This is a genomic window from Proteus genomosp. 4 str. ATCC 51469 (assembly GCF_003144375.1).
Taxonomy (GTDB): domain Bacteria; phylum Pseudomonadota; class Gammaproteobacteria; order Enterobacterales; family Enterobacteriaceae; genus Proteus.
In genome coordinates this window covers 181,365-203,415 of the sequence record NZ_PENV01000003.1, presented here as the reverse complement: position 1 = coordinate 203,415, position 22,051 = coordinate 181,365, and the positions used below count along the sequence as shown (strand labels likewise).

At 37.5% G+C, this 22,051-nt stretch carries 23 protein-coding genes; 7 read left to right on the top strand and 16 right to left on the bottom strand.

Annotated features, from left to right (window positions below):
* Positions 1 to 3: 3 nt before the first annotated feature.
* The 3 genes from ribH to thiL all read left to right on the top strand — a co-directional run bounded on the left by ribH (position 4) and on the right by thiL (position 2,006).
* Positions 4 to 474: a 6,7-dimethyl-8-ribityllumazine synthase gene (ribH, locus tag DK866_RS05260; protein WP_036932916.1), complete on the top strand. Its 471-nt coding sequence runs from the start codon at positions 4 to 6 to the stop codon at positions 472 to 474.
* Positions 475 to 502: 28 nt separating this feature from the next.
* Positions 503 to 919, top strand: coding sequence for a transcription antitermination factor NusB (gene nusB, locus DK866_RS05255; RefSeq protein WP_109408009.1), 417 nt, complete (start codon positions 503 to 505; stop codon positions 917 to 919).
* 103 nt (positions 920 to 1,022) lie between these two features.
* The gene (gene thiL / locus DK866_RS05250; protein ID WP_109408008.1) at positions 1,023 to 2,006 is read left to right on the top strand and encodes a thiamine-phosphate kinase; all 984 of its coding nucleotides are present in this window, start codon (positions 1,023 to 1,025) and stop codon (positions 2,004 to 2,006) included.
* Positions 2,007 to 2,100: 94 nt separating this feature from the next.
* Here the strand turns inward: thiL and DK866_RS05245 are convergent, their stop codons facing one another.
* The 12 genes from DK866_RS05245 to xseB form a co-directional block, all read right to left on the bottom strand.
* The gene (locus tag DK866_RS05245; protein WP_109408007.1) at positions 2,101 to 2,436 is read right to left on the bottom strand and encodes a zinc ribbon domain-containing protein YjdM; all 336 of its coding nucleotides are present in this window, start codon (positions 2,434 to 2,436) and stop codon (positions 2,101 to 2,103) included.
* A gap of 439 nt (positions 2,437 to 2,875) precedes the next feature.
* Positions 2,876 to 3,280: a type II toxin-antitoxin system tRNA(fMet)-specific endonuclease VapC gene (gene vapC / locus DK866_RS05240; RefSeq protein WP_109408006.1), complete on the bottom strand. Its 405-nt coding sequence runs from the start codon at positions 3,278 to 3,280 to the stop codon at positions 2,876 to 2,878.
* Positions 3,273 to 3,515 carry a type II toxin-antitoxin system VapB family antitoxin gene (gene vapB / locus DK866_RS05235; protein ID WP_109408005.1) on the bottom strand — a complete coding sequence of 81 codons (243 nt, stop codon included), beginning with the start codon at positions 3,513 to 3,515 and terminating at the stop codon, positions 3,273 to 3,275. The genes vapC and vapB overlap by 8 nt, the downstream gene beginning before the upstream one ends.
* A gap of 118 nt (positions 3,516 to 3,633) precedes the next feature.
* Positions 3,634 to 4,641 carry a ribose operon transcriptional repressor RbsR gene (rbsR, locus tag DK866_RS05230; protein ID WP_167395472.1) on the bottom strand — a complete coding sequence of 336 codons (1,008 nt, stop codon included), beginning with the start codon at positions 4,639 to 4,641 and terminating at the stop codon, positions 3,634 to 3,636.
* 4 nt (positions 4,642 to 4,645) lie between these two features.
* Complete coding sequence (gene rbsK, locus DK866_RS05225) at positions 4,646 to 5,572, bottom strand: ribokinase (RefSeq protein ID WP_109408003.1); 927 nt, start codon at positions 5,570 to 5,572, stop codon at positions 4,646 to 4,648.
* A 75-nt stretch (positions 5,573 to 5,647) separates the two neighbouring features.
* Positions 5,648 to 6,538: a ribose ABC transporter substrate-binding protein RbsB gene (gene rbsB / locus DK866_RS05220; RefSeq protein WP_109408002.1), complete on the bottom strand. Its 891-nt coding sequence runs from the start codon at positions 6,536 to 6,538 to the stop codon at positions 5,648 to 5,650.
* A gap of 42 nt (positions 6,539 to 6,580) precedes the next feature.
* The gene (gene rbsC, locus DK866_RS05215; protein WP_109408001.1) at positions 6,581 to 7,546 is read right to left on the bottom strand and encodes a ribose ABC transporter permease; all 966 of its coding nucleotides are present in this window, start codon (positions 7,544 to 7,546) and stop codon (positions 6,581 to 6,583) included.
* 1 nt (position 7,547) lies between these two features.
* Complete coding sequence (gene rbsA, locus DK866_RS05210) at positions 7,548 to 9,056, bottom strand: ribose ABC transporter ATP-binding protein RbsA (protein WP_109408000.1); 1,509 nt, start codon at positions 9,054 to 9,056, stop codon at positions 7,548 to 7,550.
* 7 nt (positions 9,057 to 9,063) lie between these two features.
* Positions 9,064 to 9,483, bottom strand: a complete 420-nt coding sequence (rbsD, locus tag DK866_RS05205; RefSeq protein ID WP_109407999.1) for a D-ribose pyranase — start codon at positions 9,481 to 9,483, stop codon at positions 9,064 to 9,066.
* A 547-nt stretch (positions 9,484 to 10,030) separates the two neighbouring features.
* Entirely contained in the window at positions 10,031 to 11,896 is a 1,866-nt protein-coding gene (dxs, locus tag DK866_RS05195) for a 1-deoxy-D-xylulose-5-phosphate synthase (RefSeq protein ID WP_109407997.1), read from the bottom strand.
* Positions 11,897 to 11,962: 66 nt separating this feature from the next.
* Complete coding sequence (ispA, locus tag DK866_RS05190) at positions 11,963 to 12,886, bottom strand: (2E,6E)-farnesyl diphosphate synthase (RefSeq protein ID WP_109407996.1); 924 nt, start codon at positions 12,884 to 12,886, stop codon at positions 11,963 to 11,965.
* Complete coding sequence (gene xseB, locus DK866_RS05185; RefSeq protein ID WP_109407995.1) at positions 12,887 to 13,150, bottom strand: exodeoxyribonuclease VII small subunit; 264 nt, start codon at positions 13,148 to 13,150, stop codon at positions 12,887 to 12,889.
* Between the two features lie 201 nt (positions 13,151 to 13,351).
* On the opposite strand from xseB, the gene thiI reads away from it, so the two are divergent.
* The 3 genes from thiI to DK866_RS05170 all read left to right on the top strand — a co-directional run bounded on the left by thiI (position 13,352) and on the right by DK866_RS05170 (position 17,266).
* On the top strand, positions 13,352 to 14,803 hold the full coding sequence (thiI, locus tag DK866_RS05180; RefSeq protein ID WP_109407994.1) for a tRNA uracil 4-sulfurtransferase ThiI: 1,452 nt from the start codon (positions 13,352 to 13,354) through the stop codon (positions 14,801 to 14,803).
* Positions 14,804 to 15,502: 699 nt separating this feature from the next.
* Positions 15,503 to 16,900, top strand: a complete 1,398-nt coding sequence (locus DK866_RS05175) for a hypothetical protein (RefSeq protein WP_109407993.1) — start codon at positions 15,503 to 15,505, stop codon at positions 16,898 to 16,900.
* 6 nt (positions 16,901 to 16,906) lie between these two features.
* Entirely contained in the window at positions 16,907 to 17,266 is a 360-nt protein-coding gene (locus tag DK866_RS05170) for a hypothetical protein (protein WP_109407992.1), read from the top strand.
* Between the two features lie 48 nt (positions 17,267 to 17,314).
* Here DK866_RS05170 and yajL read toward each other — a convergent pair whose 3' ends face one another.
* Both yajL and panE read right to left on the bottom strand, forming a co-directional pair.
* Positions 17,315 to 17,932, bottom strand: a complete 618-nt coding sequence (gene yajL, locus DK866_RS05165) for a protein deglycase YajL (RefSeq protein ID WP_109407991.1) — start codon at positions 17,930 to 17,932, stop codon at positions 17,315 to 17,317.
* Positions 17,901 to 18,821 carry a 2-dehydropantoate 2-reductase gene (panE, locus tag DK866_RS05160; RefSeq protein WP_109407990.1) on the bottom strand — a complete coding sequence of 307 codons (921 nt, stop codon included), beginning with the start codon at positions 18,819 to 18,821 and terminating at the stop codon, positions 17,901 to 17,903. The genes yajL and panE overlap by 32 nt, the downstream gene beginning before the upstream one ends.
* A 227-nt stretch (positions 18,822 to 19,048) precedes the next feature.
* Between panE and DK866_RS05155 the strand changes: the two genes are divergently transcribed.
* A complete protein-coding gene (locus DK866_RS05155; protein WP_072063676.1) occupies positions 19,049 to 19,540 on the top strand; it encodes a YajQ family cyclic di-GMP-binding protein in 492 nt (163 codons plus the stop codon).
* Positions 19,541 to 19,618: 78 nt separating this feature from the next.
* Here the strand turns inward: DK866_RS05155 and DK866_RS05150 are convergent, their stop codons facing one another.
* Both DK866_RS05150 and cyoE read right to left on the bottom strand, forming a co-directional pair.
* Positions 19,619 to 20,989 carry an MFS transporter gene (locus tag DK866_RS05150; protein WP_109407989.1) on the bottom strand — a complete coding sequence of 457 codons (1,371 nt, stop codon included), beginning with the start codon at positions 20,987 to 20,989 and terminating at the stop codon, positions 19,619 to 19,621.
* A 173-nt stretch (positions 20,990 to 21,162) separates the two neighbouring features.
* Positions 21,163 to 22,047: a heme o synthase gene (cyoE, locus tag DK866_RS05145; protein WP_109408087.1), complete on the bottom strand. Its 885-nt coding sequence runs from the start codon at positions 22,045 to 22,047 to the stop codon at positions 21,163 to 21,165.
* Positions 22,048 to 22,051 lie beyond the last annotated feature (4 nt).

Below are 22,051 nucleotides of genomic sequence, written 5' to 3'. Positions count from 1 at the left end.
CCTATGAACGTAATCAAAGGTGTTGTCGCGGCGCCAAACGCACGCGTAGCAATTGCAATTGCCCGTTTTAATAATTTCATCAACGACAGCTTATTAGAAGGTGCGGTTGATGCATTAGAACGTATTGGACAAGTTTCCTCTGAAAATATTACCGTCGTTTGGGTTCCTGGTGCTTACGAGCTACCGTTAACAGTTAAAGCTTTAGCTGAAAGCGACAAATACGATGCAGTTATCGCGTTAGGTACTGTTATCCGTGGTGGAACCGCACATTTTGAATACGTTGCTGGCGAATGTAGCTCTGGTTTATCTCAAGTTGCAATGCAAAGTGAGATCCCTGTGACTTTTGGTGTTTTAACCACTGAAAATATTGAGCAGGCTATTGAACGCGCTGGAACCAAAGCGGGCAACAAAGGTGCTGAAGCTGCAATGACAGCACTTGAAATGATCAATGTACTTAAAGCCATAAAAGGCTAATCATCTGTTTTAACTAAAGGGGAATTTTGTGAAACCTGCTGCTCGTCGTCGTGCTCGTGAGTGTGCTGTTCAGGCTATCTACTCATGGCAATTATCCGGAAATGACATCGCGGATGTGGAATTGGAGTTTTTATCCGAGCAGGATACCCAAGGTGTAGATATTGCTTATTTTCGTGAGCTTTTAGTGGGTGTTGCCATTAATGCAACACGTTTAGATAAGGCAATGGAGCCTTATTTATCCCGCCAACTTGAAGAACTTGGTCAAGTTGAAAAAGCAATTTTACGTTTAGCAATGTTTGAACTCAGCTTCCGCGAAGATGTTCCTTACAAAGTTGCGATTAACGAAGCGATTGAACTGGCTAAGGTATTTGGTGCTGACGATAGCCATAAGTTTGTTAATGGCGTGCTTGATAAAGCAGCACCAATAGTACGACGTAAAAAATAACGTTTTTCACGTTTCCTCTATGGTAAATAATTCAAGGCCGGTATTTCCGGCCTTTTGTTTAATAAAACGAGTTTAGTAGGCACAGCTAAATAGGAAATTGATAATGCCTTGTGGTGAATTCTCCCTTATCAAACAATATTTCACGTCACAGCCTGTAAAACGAAAAGACGTAAGTACAGGTATTGGTGATGACTGCGCAATATTGACAGTACCCGAAAAGCAGCAAGTTGCGATTAGTACCGATACTTTAGTCAGTGGCATTCACTTCCTTCCTTCTATCTCACCTGAAGACTTAGCCTATAAAGCGCTGGCTGTAAATATTAGTGATTTAGCCGCTGTGGGCGCTGATCCCTCTTGGGCATCTCTGGCATTAACATTACCTGATACAAACAGTGAATGGCTTGAGGCTTTTAGTCGTTCTTTCTTTGCATTAGCAGATTATTATGCAATCCAGTTAATTGGCGGTGATACGACTCGTGGACCTTTAAGTTTAACAATCACAATACAAGGACTAGTTCCTCAAGGAACGGCATTATTACGTTCAGGTGCTAAAATAGGTGATTGGATTTACGTTACTGGATTTTTAGGTGATAGTGCAGCAGGGCTTGCCGTCCTACAAAATAGATTACAACCAGCAGAAAAAGAACATAGCGATTATTTTGTCGCAAGGCATTTGCGTCCTCAGCCTCGTTTATTACAAGGCCAAGCATTGCGCCATTTAGCAACATCTGCGATTGATATTTCTGATGGACTTATTTCTGATTTGAACCATATTCTTACGGCAAGTGGTTGTGGTGCGCGCTTAAATTTAGACGCATTACCTTACTCACCAGCGATGAAAGCGGAAGTAAGCGAAGAACAAGCGGAGATTTGGGCATTAAGTGGTGGTGAAGATTACGAATTATGCTTTACGGTACCTGAAATCAACCGTGGTGCGCTAGAGATTGCATTAGCACATACTGGAGCCGATTTTCATTGTATTGGGCAAATTATGCCGATTGCCGAAGGGATACGTTACTTACGTGATGGTAAAGATGTACACCCTAATCTTAAAGGGTTTGATCACTTTAGTGATGCTAACGAGTAACCTTACTTTAATCAAAAGGCGCTTTATTAGCGCCTTTGGTGATCTTGATAATATCTAAATTTATATTTAAAAAGATTATTAATAATCTCTTATTTTAGTTCTTTTTCACAAATTCAGATTTCAACTTCATTGGCCCAAAGCCATCAATTTTACAATCAATATTATGGTCGCCTTCCACTAAACGGATACCTTTTACTTTAGTACCGATTTTTAGCATGGTTGAGCTACCTTTAACTTTTAGATCTTTAATCACGGTTACTGAATCACCATCAGTTAATAAATTGCCGTTAGCATCTTTAACGATTAGCTCATCGGTATCAACGACAGGTTCAGCATCGTTCCACTCGTGCGCACATTCAGGGCAAACATACATTGCACCATCTTCATAGGTGTATTCTGAATTGCACTTAGGACAAGAAGGTAATGACATAATAATACTCTCAAATTTTATCAAAATGGGAAGTGATTAATCGTCAAAATGAGGATAACACTTGCCCCATAAATTAAAGGACACATTATCGTTTAAGCATGAAAAATTTAAAGTAATGCCCTAAATGATCTGGCATCAGATAATGCGAAAGGGCGATAGTATAATGGATTTGATGGAAATTTGCACCTTTCATAGGTTATGGCGTGAGGAGTGAGAAAAAGTAGGTTAGATATAGAGAGTTAAATAGAAAATAAATATAAATAAAAGTAGTTTTAAATATTTCTTAAGTTTATGATATCTAAGTGATTATTTAACAAATATAACTAAAAATAAATGCCCTCATCTTAAAAGAGAGCATTATTATTAATAGTGTTAATCTTCTTGTTATTATTTTACAAAATAACTCACCGAGCCACGCTCTATAAGTTTGGTATTTGAGTTAATGATGAGTCCAATCTTCAATCCTTAAACCATCAACTCTCTCAAACTCTCTGGTATTATTTGTAACGACGATTAATCCTTTGCTTCTGGCATGTGCTGCTATATGCAAGTCATTATCACCAATGCGTTTACCTTGTTTTTCGAGTGTTGCTCTTATATCACCATAGTGAAAGGCTGCAAGTTCGTCATAAGGTAAAACATTTAGTCTAGAAACGAAATCATTAACAGTAGCTAAATTTTTTGCTGAATTTGAGCTTTTTTCAGCACCATATAGTAGTTCAGCAAGTGTTATTGTTGAAATAGCTAGCTGTTCAACATACTGATTAAATTTTGGTAACAGAAATTCAGGTCTACGTTTAATTGTAAATATAACAATATTCGTATCTAGCAGATATTTAATCATCAAAGGATTCTCTTTTGCTTGTAGCTTGATCTGGTCTTTCAGATAAAAAATCATCTGTTACAGACTTTTCAGATAAGAAAAAGCTATCCCATGCATTCTGTATCGGTGTAATAATTCTCTCTTTTCCTTTTACACGAACCACAACGTCTTTTACATCATCAGGAAAACGAGTATCAGCAGGTAAACGAACATTTTGTGTTCTATTGCTCATAAATACTTTGCCATGCTGGATCATAATGATAGCCTCCTTTCAATAACTGCTATATAGCATAAGTATATAGCAGTTTAGAAAGGATACCAAATGAGTTGTATGAAATCTATACTAAAAGTTTTAACTCATTAATGTTAATAGATTATTTTTTGTTTTCTATTACCGAGCCACGCTCTATAAGTTTGGGTGTAAGAACCAAAACATTGTCATCAGCATCGATATTTTCCATACGATGTAATAATTGGCTGACAGCAAGTTTACCCAATTCATCTTTGGGTTGGTGGATAGTAGAAAGAGGAGGGATCATATAAGAGGCTAGATCTATATCATCATAGCCCATCACTGAGATATCATCAGGTATACGCAAACCTTTTTGATAAATAGCTTGATAAGCACCAACTGCCATTGCGTCATTACAGGTAAAAACCGCTTGTGGTAAGACAGAATGTGAGAGTAATTTTTGCATTGCGCTAAATCCACCAGCAAATTCAAAATCACTGGTTAAAACAAACTCTTCTCGAATAGCGAGTCCTGCTTTTTGCATCGCATTGTAATAGCCTTGCAAACGATGTTTTGCTGGGAGTTTATCTTGTGGACCTGCAATACAGGCAATTTCAGTAAAGCCTTTTTCAATCAGATAATTGGTAGCAATTTCTCCCCCAAGCAGGGAGTTATCTTGAATAATATCTCCCCCATATTCAAATGGGGACCAATCCATCATGACCATAGGCAAACGAGGATAACGATTTAGCACTTCATGAGAGGGCGCTCTGGCTTCCGTACACATCAACAATAGGCCATCAACACGCTTTTGTAGCAAGGTTTCAAGGCTACTATCCATGCGTTCATAATCACCTTCGGTATTACATAGAATCAAACTATAGCCTTTTTCATAACAACTGCGTTCAACACCCCGCACAACCTCGGCATAAAAAGGGTTGCTACTTGCTGTTACTAACATACCTATGGTGTGAGTACAGTTCATTTTTAAACTGCGCGCTAAAGCTGAAGGTGCGTAATTTAAGGTTTCGATAGCATCGTTAACCTTTTTACGAATACCTTCGCTAACATAGCGATTGTTATTGATAACGTGAGAAACAGTTGATGTTGAAACGCCCGCTAAACGGGCGACATCTTTCATTGTTGCCAAAGTACTATGCTCGCTCTGCTAAAAATGATTCGATTTCATGACGCCAAGGGACTGAAGATTGCGCACCATGACGTGTAACTGCAATGGCAGCCGCTGCATGGGCAAAACGAATAGCCTCAACAGAAGGTTTGCCTTCTAATATTGCTGTGACAAATGCACCGTTAAATGTATCACCTGCGGCAATGGTATCAACAGCATCGACACGAAATCCAGGAATTATCATCCCTTTTCCTTGCTCACTAAACCATACACCACGGCTACCTAAAGTGATAAGCACTTGTTTGATACCTTTACGATGTAAAATATCGGCTGCTTTTGTAGCACCCGCTTCATCATGCACAGAAACGCCGGTTAATATTTCGGCTTCTGTCTCATTTGGGGTGATAACATCAATAAAACTCAGAAATTCATCAGATAAAGGTTGAGCTGGAGCTGGGTTTAAAATAACTTTTGTATGATGTGACTTTGCCAGTTTAGCTGCTTCAAATACGGTATCTAACGGTGATTCTAACTGCATTAATAAGGCATCAGCGTGTTCAATAACATGATGATATTGCTCAAGATGTATAGGTGTTAGTGCGCCGTTAGCACCTGCAATGATGCTAATTACGTTTTCACCTTGCTCATTAACAAGGATCATCGCAACACCTGTTGGTGTTTGCGGAATAATACTAATTGCATCAATATGAATATTATCTGTTTTAAGTTGTGAGATTATCTCACTGCCAATCGCATCATCACCGACACAAGCAATAAAGGTAATATCGGCGCCACTGCGACCACAAGCAACAGCTTGGTTTGCACCTTTGCCACCAAAGGCTATTTTATATTGATGACCAATAATGGTTTCACCTGGTTTTGGAAATTGTGAAATATTCATAATGTGATCAACATTAATGCTACCTAGAACAGCAAGGCGAGGTGTTGTCATAGCCTTTATCCTTGTGAAAACGTGTTTTAATGATCAAAGCCACCACGGAGCAACATCACTCCGTGGCATTTGTTGTTATTTTTTAATAACTAACTCAAGTTCGACTGGGATTGTTGCATCCACTTTTTCGCCTTTGAGAATTTTATCTGCGGTTTGAATACCGATAATACCAATTTGGTCTGGGCGTTGAGCAATGGTTGCGCCTAACATGCCACGGTTTACCGCTTTGATCCCATCATCTGTGCCATCGAAACCAATCACTAATACATCACTACGACCGGCAGTTTGTAATGCACGTAATGCACCTAATGCCATTTCATCATTTTGTGCAAAAACAGCTTGGACAGCAGGATAAGCAGTTAATAGGTTTTGCATCACGTTAAGACCTTTTGTGCGGTCAAAATCAGCAGGTTGGCTGGCAAGTACATTCAGTTTGTGAGCATCAACCGCTTGTTTAAAACCTTCACCACGTTCACGAGATGCAGAGGTTCCAGTGATCCCTTCTAGTTGAATAACTTTGGCATCATTGGCCACTTTTTCGGCAATATAGTCACCCGCCATTTTACCGCCAAGGCGGTTATCAGAAGCAACATGGCTGACAACTTCACCTTTGTTTGCAACACGATCTAAGGTGATAACTGGGATCTTAGCTTTATTCGCTAAAATAACCGCATTACCTACAGCATCTGAGTCTGTTGGGTTAATAAGCATTAAGCGTGTGCCTTTTACGGTTAAATCTTGCACGTTAGCAAGCTCTTTAGCTGGGTTATCCATCGAGTCCAGCACAACTAAATCGTAACCTAAACGATTTGCTTCTTTCTGTGCACTGTCTTTCATGGTGACAAAGAATGGATTATTGAGTGTAGAGATAACAAGTGCGATAGATTCTTTTGCAAACGCGTTAGCGCTGATTGTGGCACTTAACGCAACAACAGAAAGAAGTGTCGCCATTTTTTTGAGTTTCATAATATAAGTTCCTGTCGGGGTTCGGATTAAGAGAATAGAGAGTTATTTTTTGTTATCTACCAAAACAGCAAGTAAGATGACCACCGCTTTTACTATCATTTGATAGTTTGACGATATTCCTAATAAATTCAGTGCATTATTTAAGAAGCCTAGAATAAGTGCACCAATTAACGTACCGATAATACGGCCCTTACCACCCGCAAGGCTGGTACCACCCAGAACAACCGCAGCAATGGCATCTAACTCATAACCATTACCAGCCATCGGTTGTGCTGATGAAAGGCGAGCAACTTCAATTACGCTAGCAAGGGCAGCTAACAAACCACACAGTGCATAAACAATAATTTTTATTTTATCGACGCTAATACCAGATAAACGTGTTGCTGATTCATTTCCCCCAAGCGCATAAATATAACGACCTAAACGGGTGTGATGTAATAAATACCATGCACTTAAAAAGACAATCATCATGAGCCAGATTGGAGTTGGGACCCCAAATGGACGACCAATACCAAACCAGCTAAAGAGATCGGCATTATCGCTAAATCCAGTATTAATTGGGCTGCCGTCGGTATAAACACGGGTAACACCGCGCAGTAATAACATCATGACTAATGTAGCAATAAAGGCTTGAACTTTACCTTTTGCCACGATAATCCCTGTTACACCACCAATAGCTGCACCAAGTGCTAATGCACCTACAACCGCAACAAGGGCATTAATATCAGCGCCAACCATAGAAGCAGCAACAGCACCGGTTAATGCAAGCAATGAACCAACAGATAAGTCGATACCAGAGGTTAAAATGACCAGCGTCATGCCAACCGCCATAATGGCGTTAACCGATGTTTGCTGAAGAATGTTGAATATATTGTTTAAGGTAAAGAAATTAGGGCTGAGTGTGGAAACGACAACAATCAGAAGTAGTAATGCTATCAGTGATTTTTGCTCTAAGAGCCATGCTTTTGAAAACCAACGTTTTGACGCTGGAATTGAATTCGTGCTCATATCAAACTCCTACCTTAGCGTCATATTGTTTACCAACAGCGGCTGCCATTAGCATTTCTTGTGTGACATTGTGAGCTGAAAACTCACCGCTAATACGACCTTCATGCATCACCAAAATACGATCACTCATTCCCATTACCTCAGGCATTTCAGAAGAAATTAATATGATGCTTAATCCTTCTTGTTTAAATTTATTAATTAGCTGATAAATTTCTTTTTTAGCACCAACGTCTACACCACGAGTGGGTTCATCAAGAATAAGCACTTTAGGGCGAGTCATCAGGCCTCTTGCGATAGCCACTTTTTGTTGATTTCCCCCTGATAAAAAGCCAATTGTTTGATCCATTGAAGGGGTTTTTATATTGAATAATTTAATAAAATCACCGACAGTGAGTTGCTCTTCTTTATGATTGAGTACTCCCATGCCACGGCTAAAATAACGAAGTGCGGTCAGTGACATATTTTCTTTCACTGACATACCTAGCACTAAGCCATCTCGTTTTCTGTCTTCAGAAATATAAACAATGCCGTGTTCCAATCCTTCAACCGGCTTTTTGATTTGGCAGGGTTTGCCATCTAGCTCTACGGTGCCGTTGGTTTTGGGTAATGCGCCGTAGATAATTTTCATTAATTCTGTACGACCAGCACCCATTAAACCTGAAATACCGAGAATTTCACTTTCATGTAATGAGAAACTGACATCGTGAACATCTTCACCACTGAGGTTAATGACATTGAGTTTGGTTTTGCCTTGGGGGATGTTGATACGAGGATATTGGTCTTCTAACTTACGGCCAACCATCATTTCAATGAGCGTATCTTCTTGTAATGTGTTAACGGGTTTTTCACCAATAAACTGACCATCTCGAAGTACGGTCACGTCATCGCAAATCTCAAAGATTTCTTTTAAGCGATGTGAGATATAAACAATGCCACAACCTTGATCTCTTAGTTCTCGAATAACACTAAACAGAGATTCAGTTTCTGTATCGGTTAATGCATCAGTAGGTTCATCCATAATAATGACTTTGGAACCAAAACTAAGTACCTTAGCGATTTCAACCATTTGCTGATCACCAATCGATAATTCAGACACTAAACGGTGACTGCTATAAGCAAGGTTTAATCGGGCTAACAACTTATCAGCCTCAGCATACATTTTCTTCCAATCGATAGCCCCAAAAGCACGGGTAAACTCACGACCCAAGAAAATATTCTCTGCAATGGTTAATTCAGGAATAAGGTTAAGCTCTTGGTGAATAATACCTATCCCGGCTTCTTGAGAAGATTTTGGGCCATTAAAAGCACAACTTTCACCTTGATAAATTACCTCGCCAGCATCTTTTTTATAAATGCCAGTAAGTACTTTCATTAGTGTTGATTTGCCAGCACCATTTTCACCCACTAAGGCCATCACTCGGCCGGGATAAATGCGCAATGTAGCGCCTGATAGTGCTTTTACACCAGGGAATGACTTATCAATATCTTTAAGTTCGAGTAAAGGTTTCATATTGTCCTCAGAAAGTCACACCAGAAAACAACACAATATTGGCATAAGGTGTACATTCACCTGTTCTAATAACAGCTTTATTTTCAGTAAGTTGTTTTTTGAATGCTTCATGTGAAACATACATTATTTGAATGGGTTTCTTCTGTTCTTGCTCTAATAAATAGAGGTAAGAGACTATCTCATTAAAAAGGAGGGGATTAATGGTCTTAATTTCTTCCGCCAGCATCACTGCTTCAACTTGCATTTCATGAGTGATTGTTTGCAATACTGACATAAAGTCAGGAATACCCTGTGTTAGAGCGAGATCAATACGTTCAACAGAAGAGGGAATGGGTAATCCGGCATCTGCAATAGTGATTTTGTCAGTGTGTCCTAAACGTGAAATTACGCTCGAAATAGGACTATTTAGTAATACGCCTTTTTTCATATTTCCTCCTCAGCGAAACGTTTCGCTGTTTATATAGTAGAAAAGAAAAGGGGGAAAACAAGTTTGATTTATTCAGATTGTGAGCGTGATCGAAACGTTTCGTTGACAAGCAAAAAGAAAGAAAAATCTAACTAACTGAATAAATTAGCGCTGAATGGATTCAATAAGAGAATGTTTTATTTGCAGTGATTTTCATAAAATATGAGTTATAGACGACATATTACATAGAGGAGTTTGAGTAATAATAGTACTAGGTTTAATTTATTATTAAGTTTTCCTTATGCAAGGGGGCTGTATGGGATGGATAATTGGTATTATTATTTTTTTTGCTTTGGTGTCCGCTATTTTTAAACCTAGCCATTGTGATGTTTGTAACCTTAGTTTTAAAAGGAAATATTACACATGGACTATCGATGGTAAAAAACAACACTTATGCCCGAATTGTAATTCAAAAATGAATAGAAGAATTAGTAATCAAAGATTTAATAGTCGTTTTGGTAAGTAATTAGCATAGAAAAATGCCCGTTTAAAACGGGCATTTAAGACGTTATTTAGCTTGATAATCCGTAATAGATTTCTCAATACCAACAGCATCAAGTCCTAAATCTGCTCGGATCTCTTCTTGTCCACCTTGTGGTACAAACAAATCAGGAATGCCTAGATTTAAAACAGGTACTAAGCAACGCTCTTGCATGAGTAATTCATTAACACCACTGCCAGCGCCACCCATAATGGCATTTTCTTCTAGTGTTACCAACATATCATGCTGTTCAGCCAGAGAAAGGATAAGTGATTTATCAAGAGGCTTGATAAAACGCATATCGGCTACCGTTGCATCAAGTTTTTCAGCGACTTCTAATGCTTCTGGTAGTAATGTACCAAAGTTTAGAATAGCAATACCTTTGCCTTGACGACGAATAATACCTTTACCCATAGGCAGTGGATCAAGTGGTTGCAATTGCGCACCAATACTAGAGCCTCTTGGATAACGTACTGCAACAGGGCCATCTTGATAGTGATAACCTGTATGAAGCATTTGGCGACACTCATTTTCGTCGCTTGGCGCCATAATGACCATATTAGGAATACAGCGTAAGAATGAGAGATCAAAAGCACCTTGGTGAGTTTGACCATCTGCTCCCACAATACCACCACGATCAATAGCAAATAAAACAGGCAGTTTTTGAATGGCAATATCGTGGATCACTTGGTCATAAGCGCGTTGTAAGAATGTTGAGTAAATAGCAACAATCGGCTTATAGCCACCAATGGCTAAACCTGCTGCAAAGGTAACAGCGTGTTGTTCTGCAATAGCAACATCAAAGTATTGTGATGGATATTCTTTTGAGAAGCGCACCATACCCGAGCCTTCACGCATAGCTGGAGTAATTGCCATTAATTTTGGATCGGTTGAGGCTTCTTCACATAACCAGTCACCAAAAATTTTGGAAAAGGTAGGTCGTGCATTAGGGCTTTTAGGTAATGTACCTGCTTGTGGATCAAATTTAGGTACAGCGTGCCAGCTAATAGGATCACGTTCAGCAGGGGCATATCCACGACCTTTTTTGGTCATAATATGCAGAAGTTGAGGACCTTTTAGATCACGCATATTAGCGAGAGTCTGTACTAACGCAATAACATCATGACCATCAACAGGACCAATATAGTTAAATCCTAACTCTTCAAACATGGTGCCAGGAACGACCATGCCTTTGATATGTTCTTCGGTCTTTTTCAGTAATTCTTTAATTGGTGGAATACCAGAAAAGACTTTTTTTCCACCTTCACGCAAAGTGGTATACAGTTTGCCAGATAACAATTGTGCAAGATGATTATTCAACGCACCAACGTTTTCTGAAATCGACATCTCGTTATCATTAAGAACAACGAGCATATCTGGTTCAATATCACCTGCGTGGTTCATTGCTTCAAAAGCCATACCCGCAGTAATTGCACCATCACCAATGACACAAACTGTTTTTCTATTCAGTTTTTCTTGTTCAGCGGCAACAGCCATACCTAAACCTGCACTGATAGAGGTTGAAGAGTGACCGACACAAAGTTTGTCGTATTCGCTCTCTTCACGCCAAGGGAAGGGATGTAATCCATTTTTTTGGCGAATTGTATCAATACGGTCACGGCGACCTGTTAAGATTTTATGGGGATAGGCTTGATGCCCCACATCCCATATAAGGTTGTCAAAAGGGGTTTTATAGACGTAATGGAGAGCAACCGTTAACTCAATAGCACCTAAACCTGAGGCGAAGTGACCACTTGAGCGGCTGACACTGTTAAGAAGAAATAGCCTTAGCTCATCACAGAGTTTAGGTAAACTCTCTTTTGGTAATAGGCGCAAATCTTCTGGTGTTTCAACCAACGCCAATGTGGGATATTTTTCGATATCAATGCTCATGTGATGCCTATTAATTAATCACTTGTAATAGGGAAAGAACAGGTAAGCTGCTCTCTTTATTTTTTATTAGTTTTTCCGTTCGACGATAAAACTCGCTAATTGTTTAAGCGTGGTTGTATCGTACTCGTATTGCTCAAGAAACGCTAAGGCATCCAGTGCTTCGTTATACAATTCCTGTGCTTTCTTTTGAGCTTGCTCTAAACCAAGGAGGGCTGGGTATGTGCTTTTTCCTGACTCTTGGTCACTACCTTGGCGTTTTCCTGTTTCTTCGGTACTTCCGATGACATCTAAAATGTCATCTTGCACTTGAAAGGCAAGGCCAATGGAGTGAGCATATTTATCTAATGCAGGTAATACATCATGGCCTTTAGAGCCTGCACTATATGCACCTAAACGAACAGCCGCACGAATTAATGCACCTGTTTTGTGTAAATGGATTTTTTCAAGAGACGCAAGATCAATTGATTTATCTTCAGCTTCAAGATCAAGTGCTTGACCACCACACATACCGGAAAGACCACTCGCTGTGGCTAATTCAGCAATCATTGCAACACGATCAGCCATAGAAACATCGGGCATTGGATTTTTTGCTAAGATCTCAAAAGCCAGAGTTTGTAGTGCATCACCTGCTAAAATAGCGTTGGCTTCACCGAATTCGATATGACATGTTGGTTTACCACGACGCAGATCATCATCATCCATTGCAGGTAAATCGTCATGAATAAGGGAGTAAGCATGAATACATTCCACAGCAGCTGCCGGAGCATCAAGGTTTAGCGCAGGGACTTTAAACATTTCACCAACAGCATAAACAAGGAAAGGACGTAAGCGCTTGCCACCTAAAAGAGCGCCATAACGCATGGCTTTACCTAGAGGCATATCAGTAAATGGTAAAGCTAATAGCGCTTGGTTTAATGCATCATCGACACGCTGGTGGGCGGAATCTAATTTATGACGGAACGCATCCGTACTTGAAGTTGCGTTACTCAATTATTCTGCCTCTTGGATAAAATCATCGGGAGCTGCATTATCGTCTTCTTTTAGAAGAATACGAACACGCTGTTCAGCATCTTGTAATGTTTTTTGTCCAACACGGGCTAGACGAACGCCATGTTCAAATTCATTAAGCGCTTCTTCTAAAGGGAGTTCACCGGATTCTAAGCGGTTTACGATTTGCTCAAGTTCTTGCATGGATGCTTCAAAACTTGGTGCTTTTGCGATGTCTTCGTTAATTGATGTCGTTTTCTTAGCCATAATATTTTTGATAATAAAGCATGTTAGCGCTGAATAATAGCGATCATCTTACTACAAGTGAGATGAAAATTTCTTATTCAGTCGATGATTTTTGCGGGTGAGCCCTAAATATTGGTGATATACTTTGTGACTTTTATAAACTCCAGTCAATTTACATCACTGTAGTTTATGTTTCTACTTAATAACCTATGACCATTGACTATGAAGTTTATTATTAAATTATTCCCCGAAATTACGATCAAAAGCCAATCTGTTCGTATACGTTTTATCAAAATTCTCACTAGTAATATTCGTAATGTATTAAATTCAATCGGCGATGAAATCACAGTTGTCCGTAATTGGGATAACATTGTGGTGGTGAGTAAAGACGAAAGTAAAAGCGAAGCTGTATGTGATGCTTTAACACGTATTCCTGGTATTCATCACTTTTTACAAGTCGAAGAACATCCTTATACCGACTTACATAATATTTTTGAGCAAACTTTTGCAGCATTTAAGCATTTAGTTGAAAACAAAACATTCTGTGTTCGTGCAAAACGTCGTGGTAAACACAGTTTTACTTCTAATGAAGTTGAGCGTTATGTAGGTGGTGGTTTTAACCAACACGTTGAAAGCGCAAAAGTGAAGTTAACGCGTCCTGATGTCACCATTAATTTAGAAATTGAAGACGATAAACTTATTTTAGTCAATGCGCGCTATGAAGGTATTGGTGGTTTTCCAATTGGTACACAAGAAGATGTCTTATCACTGATCTCTGGTGGCTATGACTCAGGTGTATCAAGCTATATGTTAATGCGTCGAGGTAGCCGAGTTCACTATTGTTTCTTTAACTTAGGTGGCTCTGCACACGAAATTGGTGTTAAACAAGTTGCGCATTATTTATGGAATCGTTTTGGTCGTTCTCATAAAGTGCATTTCGTTGCAGTTGACTTTGAACCTGTTGTCGCAGAAATTTTAGAAAAGGTCGATGACGGGCAAATGGGGGTTGTGCTAAAACGTATGATGGTACGCGCAGCATCAAGAGTGGCAGAGCGTTATGGTGTTCAAGCGATTGTAACGGGCGAAGCATTAGGCCAAGTTTCTAGCCAGACCTTAACTAATTTGCGTTTAATTGATAATGCGACAGATACGTTAATTTTACGTCCTCTTATCACTCATGATAAAGAGAATATTATCAATATTGCTCGTCAAATTGGCACAGAAGATTTTGCTCGCACAATGCCAGAATTCTGTGGAGTGATCTCAAAAAGCCCAACAGTGAAAGCCGTTAAAGCGAAAATTGAAGCTGAAGAAGAGAAGTTTGATTTTTCTATTCTTGATAACGTTGTTGAAAATGCCAAGAATATGGATATTCGCCGTATAGCCGAAGAAACTGTACAGCAAGTCACAGAAGTTGAAATGGTCTCTGAATTCGGTACAAATGACGTTATTCTTGATATTCGCTCCCCCGAAGAGCAAGAAACATCACCATTAAAAATGGATGGCATTGATGTTAAAGAATTACCATTCTATAAACTCAGCACACAGTTTGGTGATTTAGATAAAGCAAAAACCTATTTACTGTATTGTGATCGCGGAATGATGAGCCGTTTACAAGCACTGTATTTACGTGAACAAGGTTTTGAGAACGTTAAAGTCTACCGTAAAAAATAATATATAACGTTTATATTGTTGATAAAAAAACCACTATAAAGTGGTTTTTTTTAATTGCTTTGACCCGTCCTAAATAAGGTTGACACTTTTCCAATCTGAAATTGGAGAATGTAATGAAACCAATCACTAAACGAATTCAATGAGATTATTTTCTTGCCTTTAAATTAGCGGTTGTTGACCAAGTAGAAAAAGATGAATTCACCTATAAACATGCTCAATATCAATATGGCATACAAGGCCGCTCTACCATTTTGGTTTAGGCTTTAAAAAACGAACTTAGACAATCTTGTTAATCCATCATTCAAATAGAGGGATACCGTATTGTTCTTAGGAATATCAGAAAATACATAAAGAGCATAATATTCAATGCGCTATAGCTGATGGATATGATTGTTATCAAAATGTCTTAGCTGAATGAGTTAATGAAATGTTAAAAATGGAGTATCTTCTGATAAAACCGAGAAATCTCGAACAAGCAAGAAAATTAGTAGAAGAATCAATCCAGCTCTATAATAAAAAACGACTACACTTATGATTAAATTATAAAACGCCCGATGAAGTTCATTGAGCGTTTTATGCCTGAAAAGTTGTCAACTTATATTAGGACTAGACATTTTTGAAAATATTTAATTGTGTGGACTTTAAATTCAACATAAGTAAAATTAACAAATTATTTTAGTATGTGAGCAATATGTAAATATGACTATATCGAGTGAATGGCAAGAATGGATTAATAAAAATAGTCATTTAATGACGCATCCTGCTAACTATGAAGTTTTATTTGTAGAAAAAATTCTTAGCCAAATACCAGAACTAAAGACTTATTATTTACACGCACAGTTTCCATTTAAAGACCAAGATAATCGATCTCGCCGAATAGATTTTATGGTTTTAGATGAAACCAAAGGAATTTGTTTGGCTATTGAGATTGATGGATTATCCAAAATACAGTCACATAATAATATAATTGATTATTCTAGTTGGGGGGATTTATTAAAAAGGCAAAATGCATTGCTTAAAAATGTAGGTTGTATGTTATTAAGATACTCAAATCAGCAATGGCGTTATCAGTCTAATTTTGTTATTAATGAAATTAGAAATGAACTATTAAAGCAAGAAATTGATTTTTCGAAATCAATGGAAGATAAAATTAAAGAAATAGACTATAAGGCATATTTAGAATTAAAATTAAATGAAAAAACATTAGAAGTATCAAAATTAAAAGAACATAAAGAAAAAATAGATGAACTTTTGATAGAGAAAAATAAAATACTTAATTTTAATAATAAATTAAAGTTAAAATTAGAAGAACAGAAAAAAATCACCTCAATGACTCAGTCATTAAGAGAGGAAATATTACATGATTTAACGTTATTTAAAAACAAATTAAATAATATGGATACAGAGCAGTATTTAACAACTAATCAAATAACTAATTTAATAGAAGGGAATGAAGTTTCATGTGAAATAGAAAAAGATAGAATAACCAGTGTGGCTCTTGGCAAACTAATAGGAATAGAAACCAAAGAAGCGCTAGACATGTTAAGTCAAGAAAAAAACAATGAAATTAAAAATAACATAATAAAGTTATTAGATGAAAATAAAGAAAAATCACTGAAACAAAATAGAATAGCTCTTATTTTCTCTTTTTTAGCATTATTCATTGTGAGTGTTTTTGTAATATACCTCTATGATAATAAAAATATAGTAAATAAAATAGAACCTATTAAGAATTCTTTTTTATTTTCTGAAGGCAAAGAAACTCAAGAAATTGTTATAGACGAAAAAAAAACATATCTTCCTAAAGTAATAGAGGAGACGATATCAGCGAGTGAAGCCTATAATTACATTGATGAAGAAAAAATAGTTTGTGGAAAGTTAGAACAAATAAAATCATTTAATAAAATGACCTTTTTAAATATTGATAGTCATTACCCTAATATATTATTTAATGCGGTTATATGGGATGATAATGCAAAGAAATTTATGGGTATTAATTTGAAATTGGGTAAACCAATATGTATTAATGGTATTATTAGTGAGTATAACGGAGTCCCAAGAATTATTTTGAAAGAAAAAAAACAGTTAAGAGGATAAGATAATATGAGTTTTTGTAAAATAACACTTGTTTTTTTTATATTAATACCGATGGCTTTTGCTAGCTCATCTATTAATGCTAATAAAGCACCGTTTCATCTGAATGAATCATTGTTAGTTTGTGGTGTTGCTTTAGAAATAAAAAAATTAAATAAACGAGTGATAATAAATTTAGATGATAATTATCCAAATCAAAATATTACTTTTTTAATTTGGGATAGTGATCTAAATATCTTTAATAAGAAATTTGGTTCATTGTTTTTTTTGAAGAATAAAAGAATATGCGGGTTTGGTAAGATAGAAGAATATAAAGGGCACTTACAAATTATTATAAAAAAAGAACAATACTTGAGATTGATTAACTAGTAACTTATAACCACTAAAGTAAAAATATACATCAGTGGTTATAATAAATTACCTATCCCCAAAGCCTGTGAATTCATCTTGGTAATTATAAATACCGGGTGGCAATACGAGTTGTTTGGCAACATCAGCAGCGACTTCTTTGCCTTTTAAGCGCTCGATAATTTTTAGTGCAAAATCGATAGATGTTGCAGGTGCTTGGCTAGTAATTAAATTCACTCTTTCATCAAAATAGACTCGATAATCAACCCATTTTTTCGGTGATATTTTATCTTTTAATGCAGGAAAACCCGTCATATTGCCAATGGGGAAAATATTGTGAGATTCAAGAATAATGGCAGGTGCTGCACAGATGGCTGCGACAAGTTTATTTTCACTGTGCATACGGCGGACTTTCTCAACCACTAAAGGGCTGTCTCTTAAGGTTTCAGTACCTTGTAATCCACCAGGGAGAATAATAACGTCATAGTGATGATCAACAACACGAACTAGAGGCGCATCGGCGACAAGTTTAATACCACGAGAACATGTGATAACAAGATCATCAACATCATCTTCTGCACTAGCAAGAACAACATGAATACCGGCCCTAACTAATAAATCTGCCGTGGTCACGACTTCGGTTTCTTCACTTCCATTAGCTAGGCAGATGATCGCTGATATGGTCATAATTGCCTTCCTGTTGTTTGATAAATTGAAAAAGGTGGTTATTTTCTGGTAAAACAAGGCCTTGTGCTGACGCTCGACGCAATAAATAACCAGTAATATAGTCAATCTCTGTGTGGCGTTGATATTTCACATCTTGATACATAGATGAATAATTATTTGCTGTTTGTTCTATGGTATCAATAATGTAGCCATGCAGATGTGTTTTAGATGTAGGGACAACACCTTCACGCTCCATCACTTGATAAACTTCATCACAAATTTTGTGAATATGCTCAGGGTAGCGCAATAAATCCCCATTACGGCATTGATAATAAACAGTTAATGGATTAATAACACAATTTACAGCTAATTTTAGCCAACTAATGGTATGAATATCATTGTGCCAAGCAACATCAGGTAATGCATGATGCAGAATTTCTGCTAAATGACTATATTGCTGAGCAATACCATTCAATGGGCCAATATGTGTTATACCTGTAGCTGTGTGAATAACGTTCTGGCCTTGTTGATAAGCGCCGTGAGTAATAATACCTTGCAAAATTGGTCTAGTGATAGAGTGTTGTGTTGCTGTTAATTCATCAGCAGTTCCCATACCATTATGAATTAATAAGATAGGACATTGTGCAGATAAATAAGGTAGAAGTGCATTTACAGCATCTGAGACTTGCCACGATTTTAAGCAAACAATAAGTAATTCGCTTTGTTTCAACCATTCAAGCTGATTCGCGATAATGCGCTGATAAAAAGGCTCACCATTAATATTATCGACACTCACATCTAAAAAAGGTTGTGGCACTCTTAGCCAGCCTTGTACTTCATGAGTTTGACGTGTTAATGCGGCGATCCAAAGTTTACCTATTGAACCACATCCTAAAACGGTAATTTTCATTGTGCCTCTTCTTTTGAAAATCGTAATAGAGTAAGGCGGTGACTTGCTGTCACTAGACTATCTTTCTGAAATTATAACATTGATTGTGCTTCTCTGTTTAAAGTATGTTTGCTCTTTACTATCAGTATGAATTTGAGTGTTAAAGCCGTTATTGAATGTGCAATGCTTTTTTGCAACCCTAAAAGAAGCTATTATTTGGGTTGTATTTATTTATTGAGGAAGAAAGAATGCCATCTTTTGATATCGTATCTGAAGTTGACTTACATGAAGTGCGTAATGCGGTTGAAAACGCACAACGTGAACTGACTACTCGTTGGGATTTTCGTAATGTCGAAGCCAGTTTTGAATTAAACGAAAAAGCAGAGTCAGTGAAAACGACCAGCGTATCTGAATTTCAGGTTCAGCAATTATTAGATATTCTGCGTGAGAAAATGGCAAAAAGAGGGATCGATGGTGCAGTATTAAATATCCCTGAAGAAATGACTCACAGCGGAAAAATGTACAGTGTAGAAGCAACCTTGAAACAAGGGATTGATACTGCATTAGCGAAGAAAATTGTTAAGCTAATTAAAGACAGTAAATTAAAAGTACAAGCTCAAATTCAAGGCGAACAAGTTCGTGTTACAGGTAAATCCCGTGATGACTTACAAGCTGTAATGAAATTAGTCCGAGAAGGTGAGCTAGGACAGCCATTCCAATTTAATAACTTCCGTGACTAACAATTTATTCATTTAGTCATAAAAAATGCGCTGAATAAACAGCGCATTTTTGTTTTCATTAGGCAAATTGATTGTGAGTTAAATAGAAGGGATTAAAGACTCTAATATTGCTCTCGATGTTTGTTTGGTATCCACTTTGATATAGGCGCTTTGCTCATCAGCAATAATCACAACTTCATTAACACCGGGTTGTTGTTTAAATATTTGTTGTAGTTTTTGTTGCTGACCTAAAGACAGATTAGACGGTAATTCAATACGTAAACTACTCACATAAGCGGGTTGACGTAAAGTTAAGCTAATCAAAAACCAAATAATGCCAATCACTAAACAGCCCAGAAATACGATTTGTGCATCATAATGCTGATAAAGCCATCCACCTAAAATACCGCCTAATGCCACACCTAAAAATTGGCTAGTGGAATAAATTCCCATTGCAGTACCTTTATAGCCAGCAGGTGCTTCTTTACTAATTAATGAAGGTAGTAGTGCTTCCATAATATTAAAGCCAATAAAAAAGACCTGAATGCCAGCAATAATCAGCCATAAACTAGAGCCTGAGCTTATTAAAATAATTTGAGCGATAATCAGTAAAAAGATACAGAATAAGAAAACCTGTTTCATTTTACGTTTTTTTTCTGCGTAGATAATAAAGGGTAATACGGTAATAAAGGCGATAAGCATAGTGACAAGATAAACAATCCAGTGCTTTTCTTTTGCTAAACCTGCGCTACTCATAACCAGAGGAAGTGCAACAAATGCCGCCATTAATAAAGTATGTAGTGAAAAAATACCCGTATTCAACTTAAGAAGTTGTGCATCAAATAAGACTTTTTTTACACTGCCACGGACAAAACCAGATTCTCGATTAAGAATATGATGTTCACTATTGGGAACGGTAAAAAGCGTAATAATAATTCCACCAAAGGCAAGTAGGGCGATCCCCCAAAAGAGCCCATGTAAACCAAAAATATGTGTTAAGACTGGCCCCAAAACGAGGGCTAAAGCAAAGGTTATCCCAAAGCTAATACCAATAAAGGCCATTGCTTTTGTTCTATTTTGCTCTCGAGTTAGATCGGAGAGTAAAGCCATAACTGCGGCTGATATAGCTCCAGCACCTTGTAGTGCTCGACCAATAATAATGCCGTAAATATTGTCACTAAGAGCTGCAATAAGGCTCCCGACAATAAAAATTATTAGGCCGAAAACAATCATAGGTTTTCGACCAAACTTATCAGAGAAAATACCAAAAGGAATTTGGAATACCGCTTGTGTTAATCCATAAATACCGATGGCTAATCCAATGAGAGATTCTGTTGCATGTTGTAGTTGAAGCCCATAAGTGGTTAAAACAGGGAGTACCATAAACATGCCAAGCATGCGAAGAGAAAAAACAGTGCCTAGTCCCCATGTTGCTTTGCGCTCTAATGGGGTCATTTTATTATCATTCATGGATTACCTCGTATTACTGATACCCCATTGTAATGGCATTTTATAACGAGGTTAATCAATAAATGGGATGCAAAAAAGTCAAAACTGTACTGATATCTTCTTTAGTCGCAAAACAGGATAAAAAAAGACCAGTCAGAAGACTGACTGGTCTTTCGGTTACTTTAGTAAATACATTATCTTAAATAAGCAAAGACAGTTTCTGTTGAGCTTGTTGGATCAACCGACATCATTACACTTAATGAAGTGATTGCCACAATAGAGAAAATAAATAATTTTCGTGCCCAAACTTTATCATTGGTTGCTTTATAACCGGATAAAGCCATGCCCAACCACCAAATACTGACGGCAGAAGCAACTATTAGATATTTATAGCCCGCATATCCAACTAACGTCAGCATTAAGGTTGCAATCATAAATGCCAGAATATAAAGAATGATATGGCGTTTAGCGACTGAGATCCCTTTAATAACGGGTAATACCGGAATATTAGCAGCTTGATAGTCTTTAAAACGGAAAATAGCAATGGCATAAGAGTGAGGCATCTGCCATAAACTAAAGATAAGTAATAGGATTGCCGCGCCCGCATCAAATTCACCGCTAACGGCACAATAACCGATAACAGGAGGGGCAGAGCCAGATAAACTTCCAATCAGTGTGCCATAAACAGATTTACGCTTCATATAGAGGCTATAAACCCCAACATAAATAATAAAACCAAATACAGCGATAAACATTGCAAGCGGGTTGGCTGCTACATAGAGCAGCACAACACCTGCAATACCTAATACTGAGGCATAAATCAGGCTAATTCGAGGGTCAATTAATCCTTTAACTAATGGGCGATTCTTCGTTCTTTCCATGATACGGTCAATATCACGGTCAATATAGTTGTTAAAAACACAACCAGAAGCAACGACCAGAGACACCCCAAGTAGAGTCGCGACAAATAGGGAGTAGTCAATCTCACCTTTGGAGGCGAGAAGGAAACCACCTATTACAGAAATTAAATTTCCGAAAATAATTCCTGGTTTGGTGACTTGTAGGTATTGCTTAATCATAGCG

What these genes read in the sequence shown, in the direction of transcription:
- DK866_RS05170 (WP_109407992.1), top strand. Translation starts at nt 16,907, where the DNA reads ATGAGTTTTTGTAAAATAACACTTGTTTTTTTTATATTAATACCGATG.
- vapB (WP_109408005.1), bottom strand. Translation starts at nt 3,515, where the DNA reads ATGATCCAGCATGGCAAAGTATTTATGAGCAATAGAACACAAAATGTT.
- vapC (WP_109408006.1), bottom strand. Translation starts at nt 3,280, where the DNA reads ATGATTAAATATCTGCTAGATACGAATATTGTTATATTTACAATTAAA.
- rbsD (WP_109407999.1), bottom strand. Translation starts at nt 9,483, where the DNA reads ATGAAAAAAGGCGTATTACTAAATAGTCCTATTTCGAGCGTAATTTCA.
- yajL (WP_109407991.1), bottom strand. Translation starts at nt 17,932, where the DNA reads ATGACCATATCAGCGATCATCTGCCTAGCTAATGGAAGTGAAGAAACC.
- DK866_RS05155 (WP_072063676.1), top strand. Translation starts at nt 19,049, where the DNA reads ATGCCATCTTTTGATATCGTATCTGAAGTTGACTTACATGAAGTGCGT.
- thiL (WP_109408008.1), top strand. Translation starts at nt 1,023, where the DNA reads ATGCCTTGTGGTGAATTCTCCCTTATCAAACAATATTTCACGTCACAG.
- rbsC (WP_109408001.1), bottom strand. Translation starts at nt 7,546, where the DNA reads ATGAGCACGAATTCAATTCCAGCGTCAAAACGTTGGTTTTCAAAAGCA.
- rbsK (WP_109408003.1), bottom strand. Translation starts at nt 5,572, where the DNA reads ATGACAACACCTCGCCTTGCTGTTCTAGGTAGCATTAATGTTGATCAC.
- rbsA (WP_109408000.1), bottom strand. Translation starts at nt 9,056, where the DNA reads ATGAAACCTTTACTCGAACTTAAAGATATTGATAAGTCATTCCCTGGT.
- xseB (WP_109407995.1), bottom strand. Translation starts at nt 13,150, where the DNA reads ATGGCTAAGAAAACGACATCAATTAACGAAGACATCGCAAAAGCACCA.
- DK866_RS05245 (WP_109408007.1), bottom strand. Translation starts at nt 2,436, where the DNA reads ATGTCATTACCTTCTTGTCCTAAGTGCAATTCAGAATACACCTATGAA.
- cyoE (WP_109408087.1), bottom strand. Translation starts at nt 22,047, where the DNA reads ATGATTAAGCAATACCTACAAGTCACCAAACCAGGAATTATTTTCGGA.
- dxs (WP_109407997.1), bottom strand. Translation starts at nt 11,896, where the DNA reads ATGAGCATTGATATCGAAAAATATCCCACATTGGCGTTGGTTGAAACA.
- rbsB (WP_109408002.1), bottom strand. Translation starts at nt 6,538, where the DNA reads ATGAAACTCAAAAAAATGGCGACACTTCTTTCTGTTGTTGCGTTAAGT.
- DK866_RS05175 (WP_109407993.1), top strand. Translation starts at nt 15,503, where the DNA reads ATGACTATATCGAGTGAATGGCAAGAATGGATTAATAAAAATAGTCAT.
- thiI (WP_109407994.1), top strand. Translation starts at nt 13,352, where the DNA reads ATGAAGTTTATTATTAAATTATTCCCCGAAATTACGATCAAAAGCCAA.
- DK866_RS05150 (WP_109407989.1), bottom strand. Translation starts at nt 20,989, where the DNA reads ATGAATGATAATAAAATGACCCCATTAGAGCGCAAAGCAACATGGGGA.
- ribH (WP_036932916.1), top strand. Translation starts at nt 4, where the DNA reads ATGAACGTAATCAAAGGTGTTGTCGCGGCGCCAAACGCACGCGTAGCA.
- panE (WP_109407990.1), bottom strand. Translation starts at nt 18,821, where the DNA reads ATGAAAATTACCGTTTTAGGATGTGGTTCAATAGGTAAACTTTGGATC.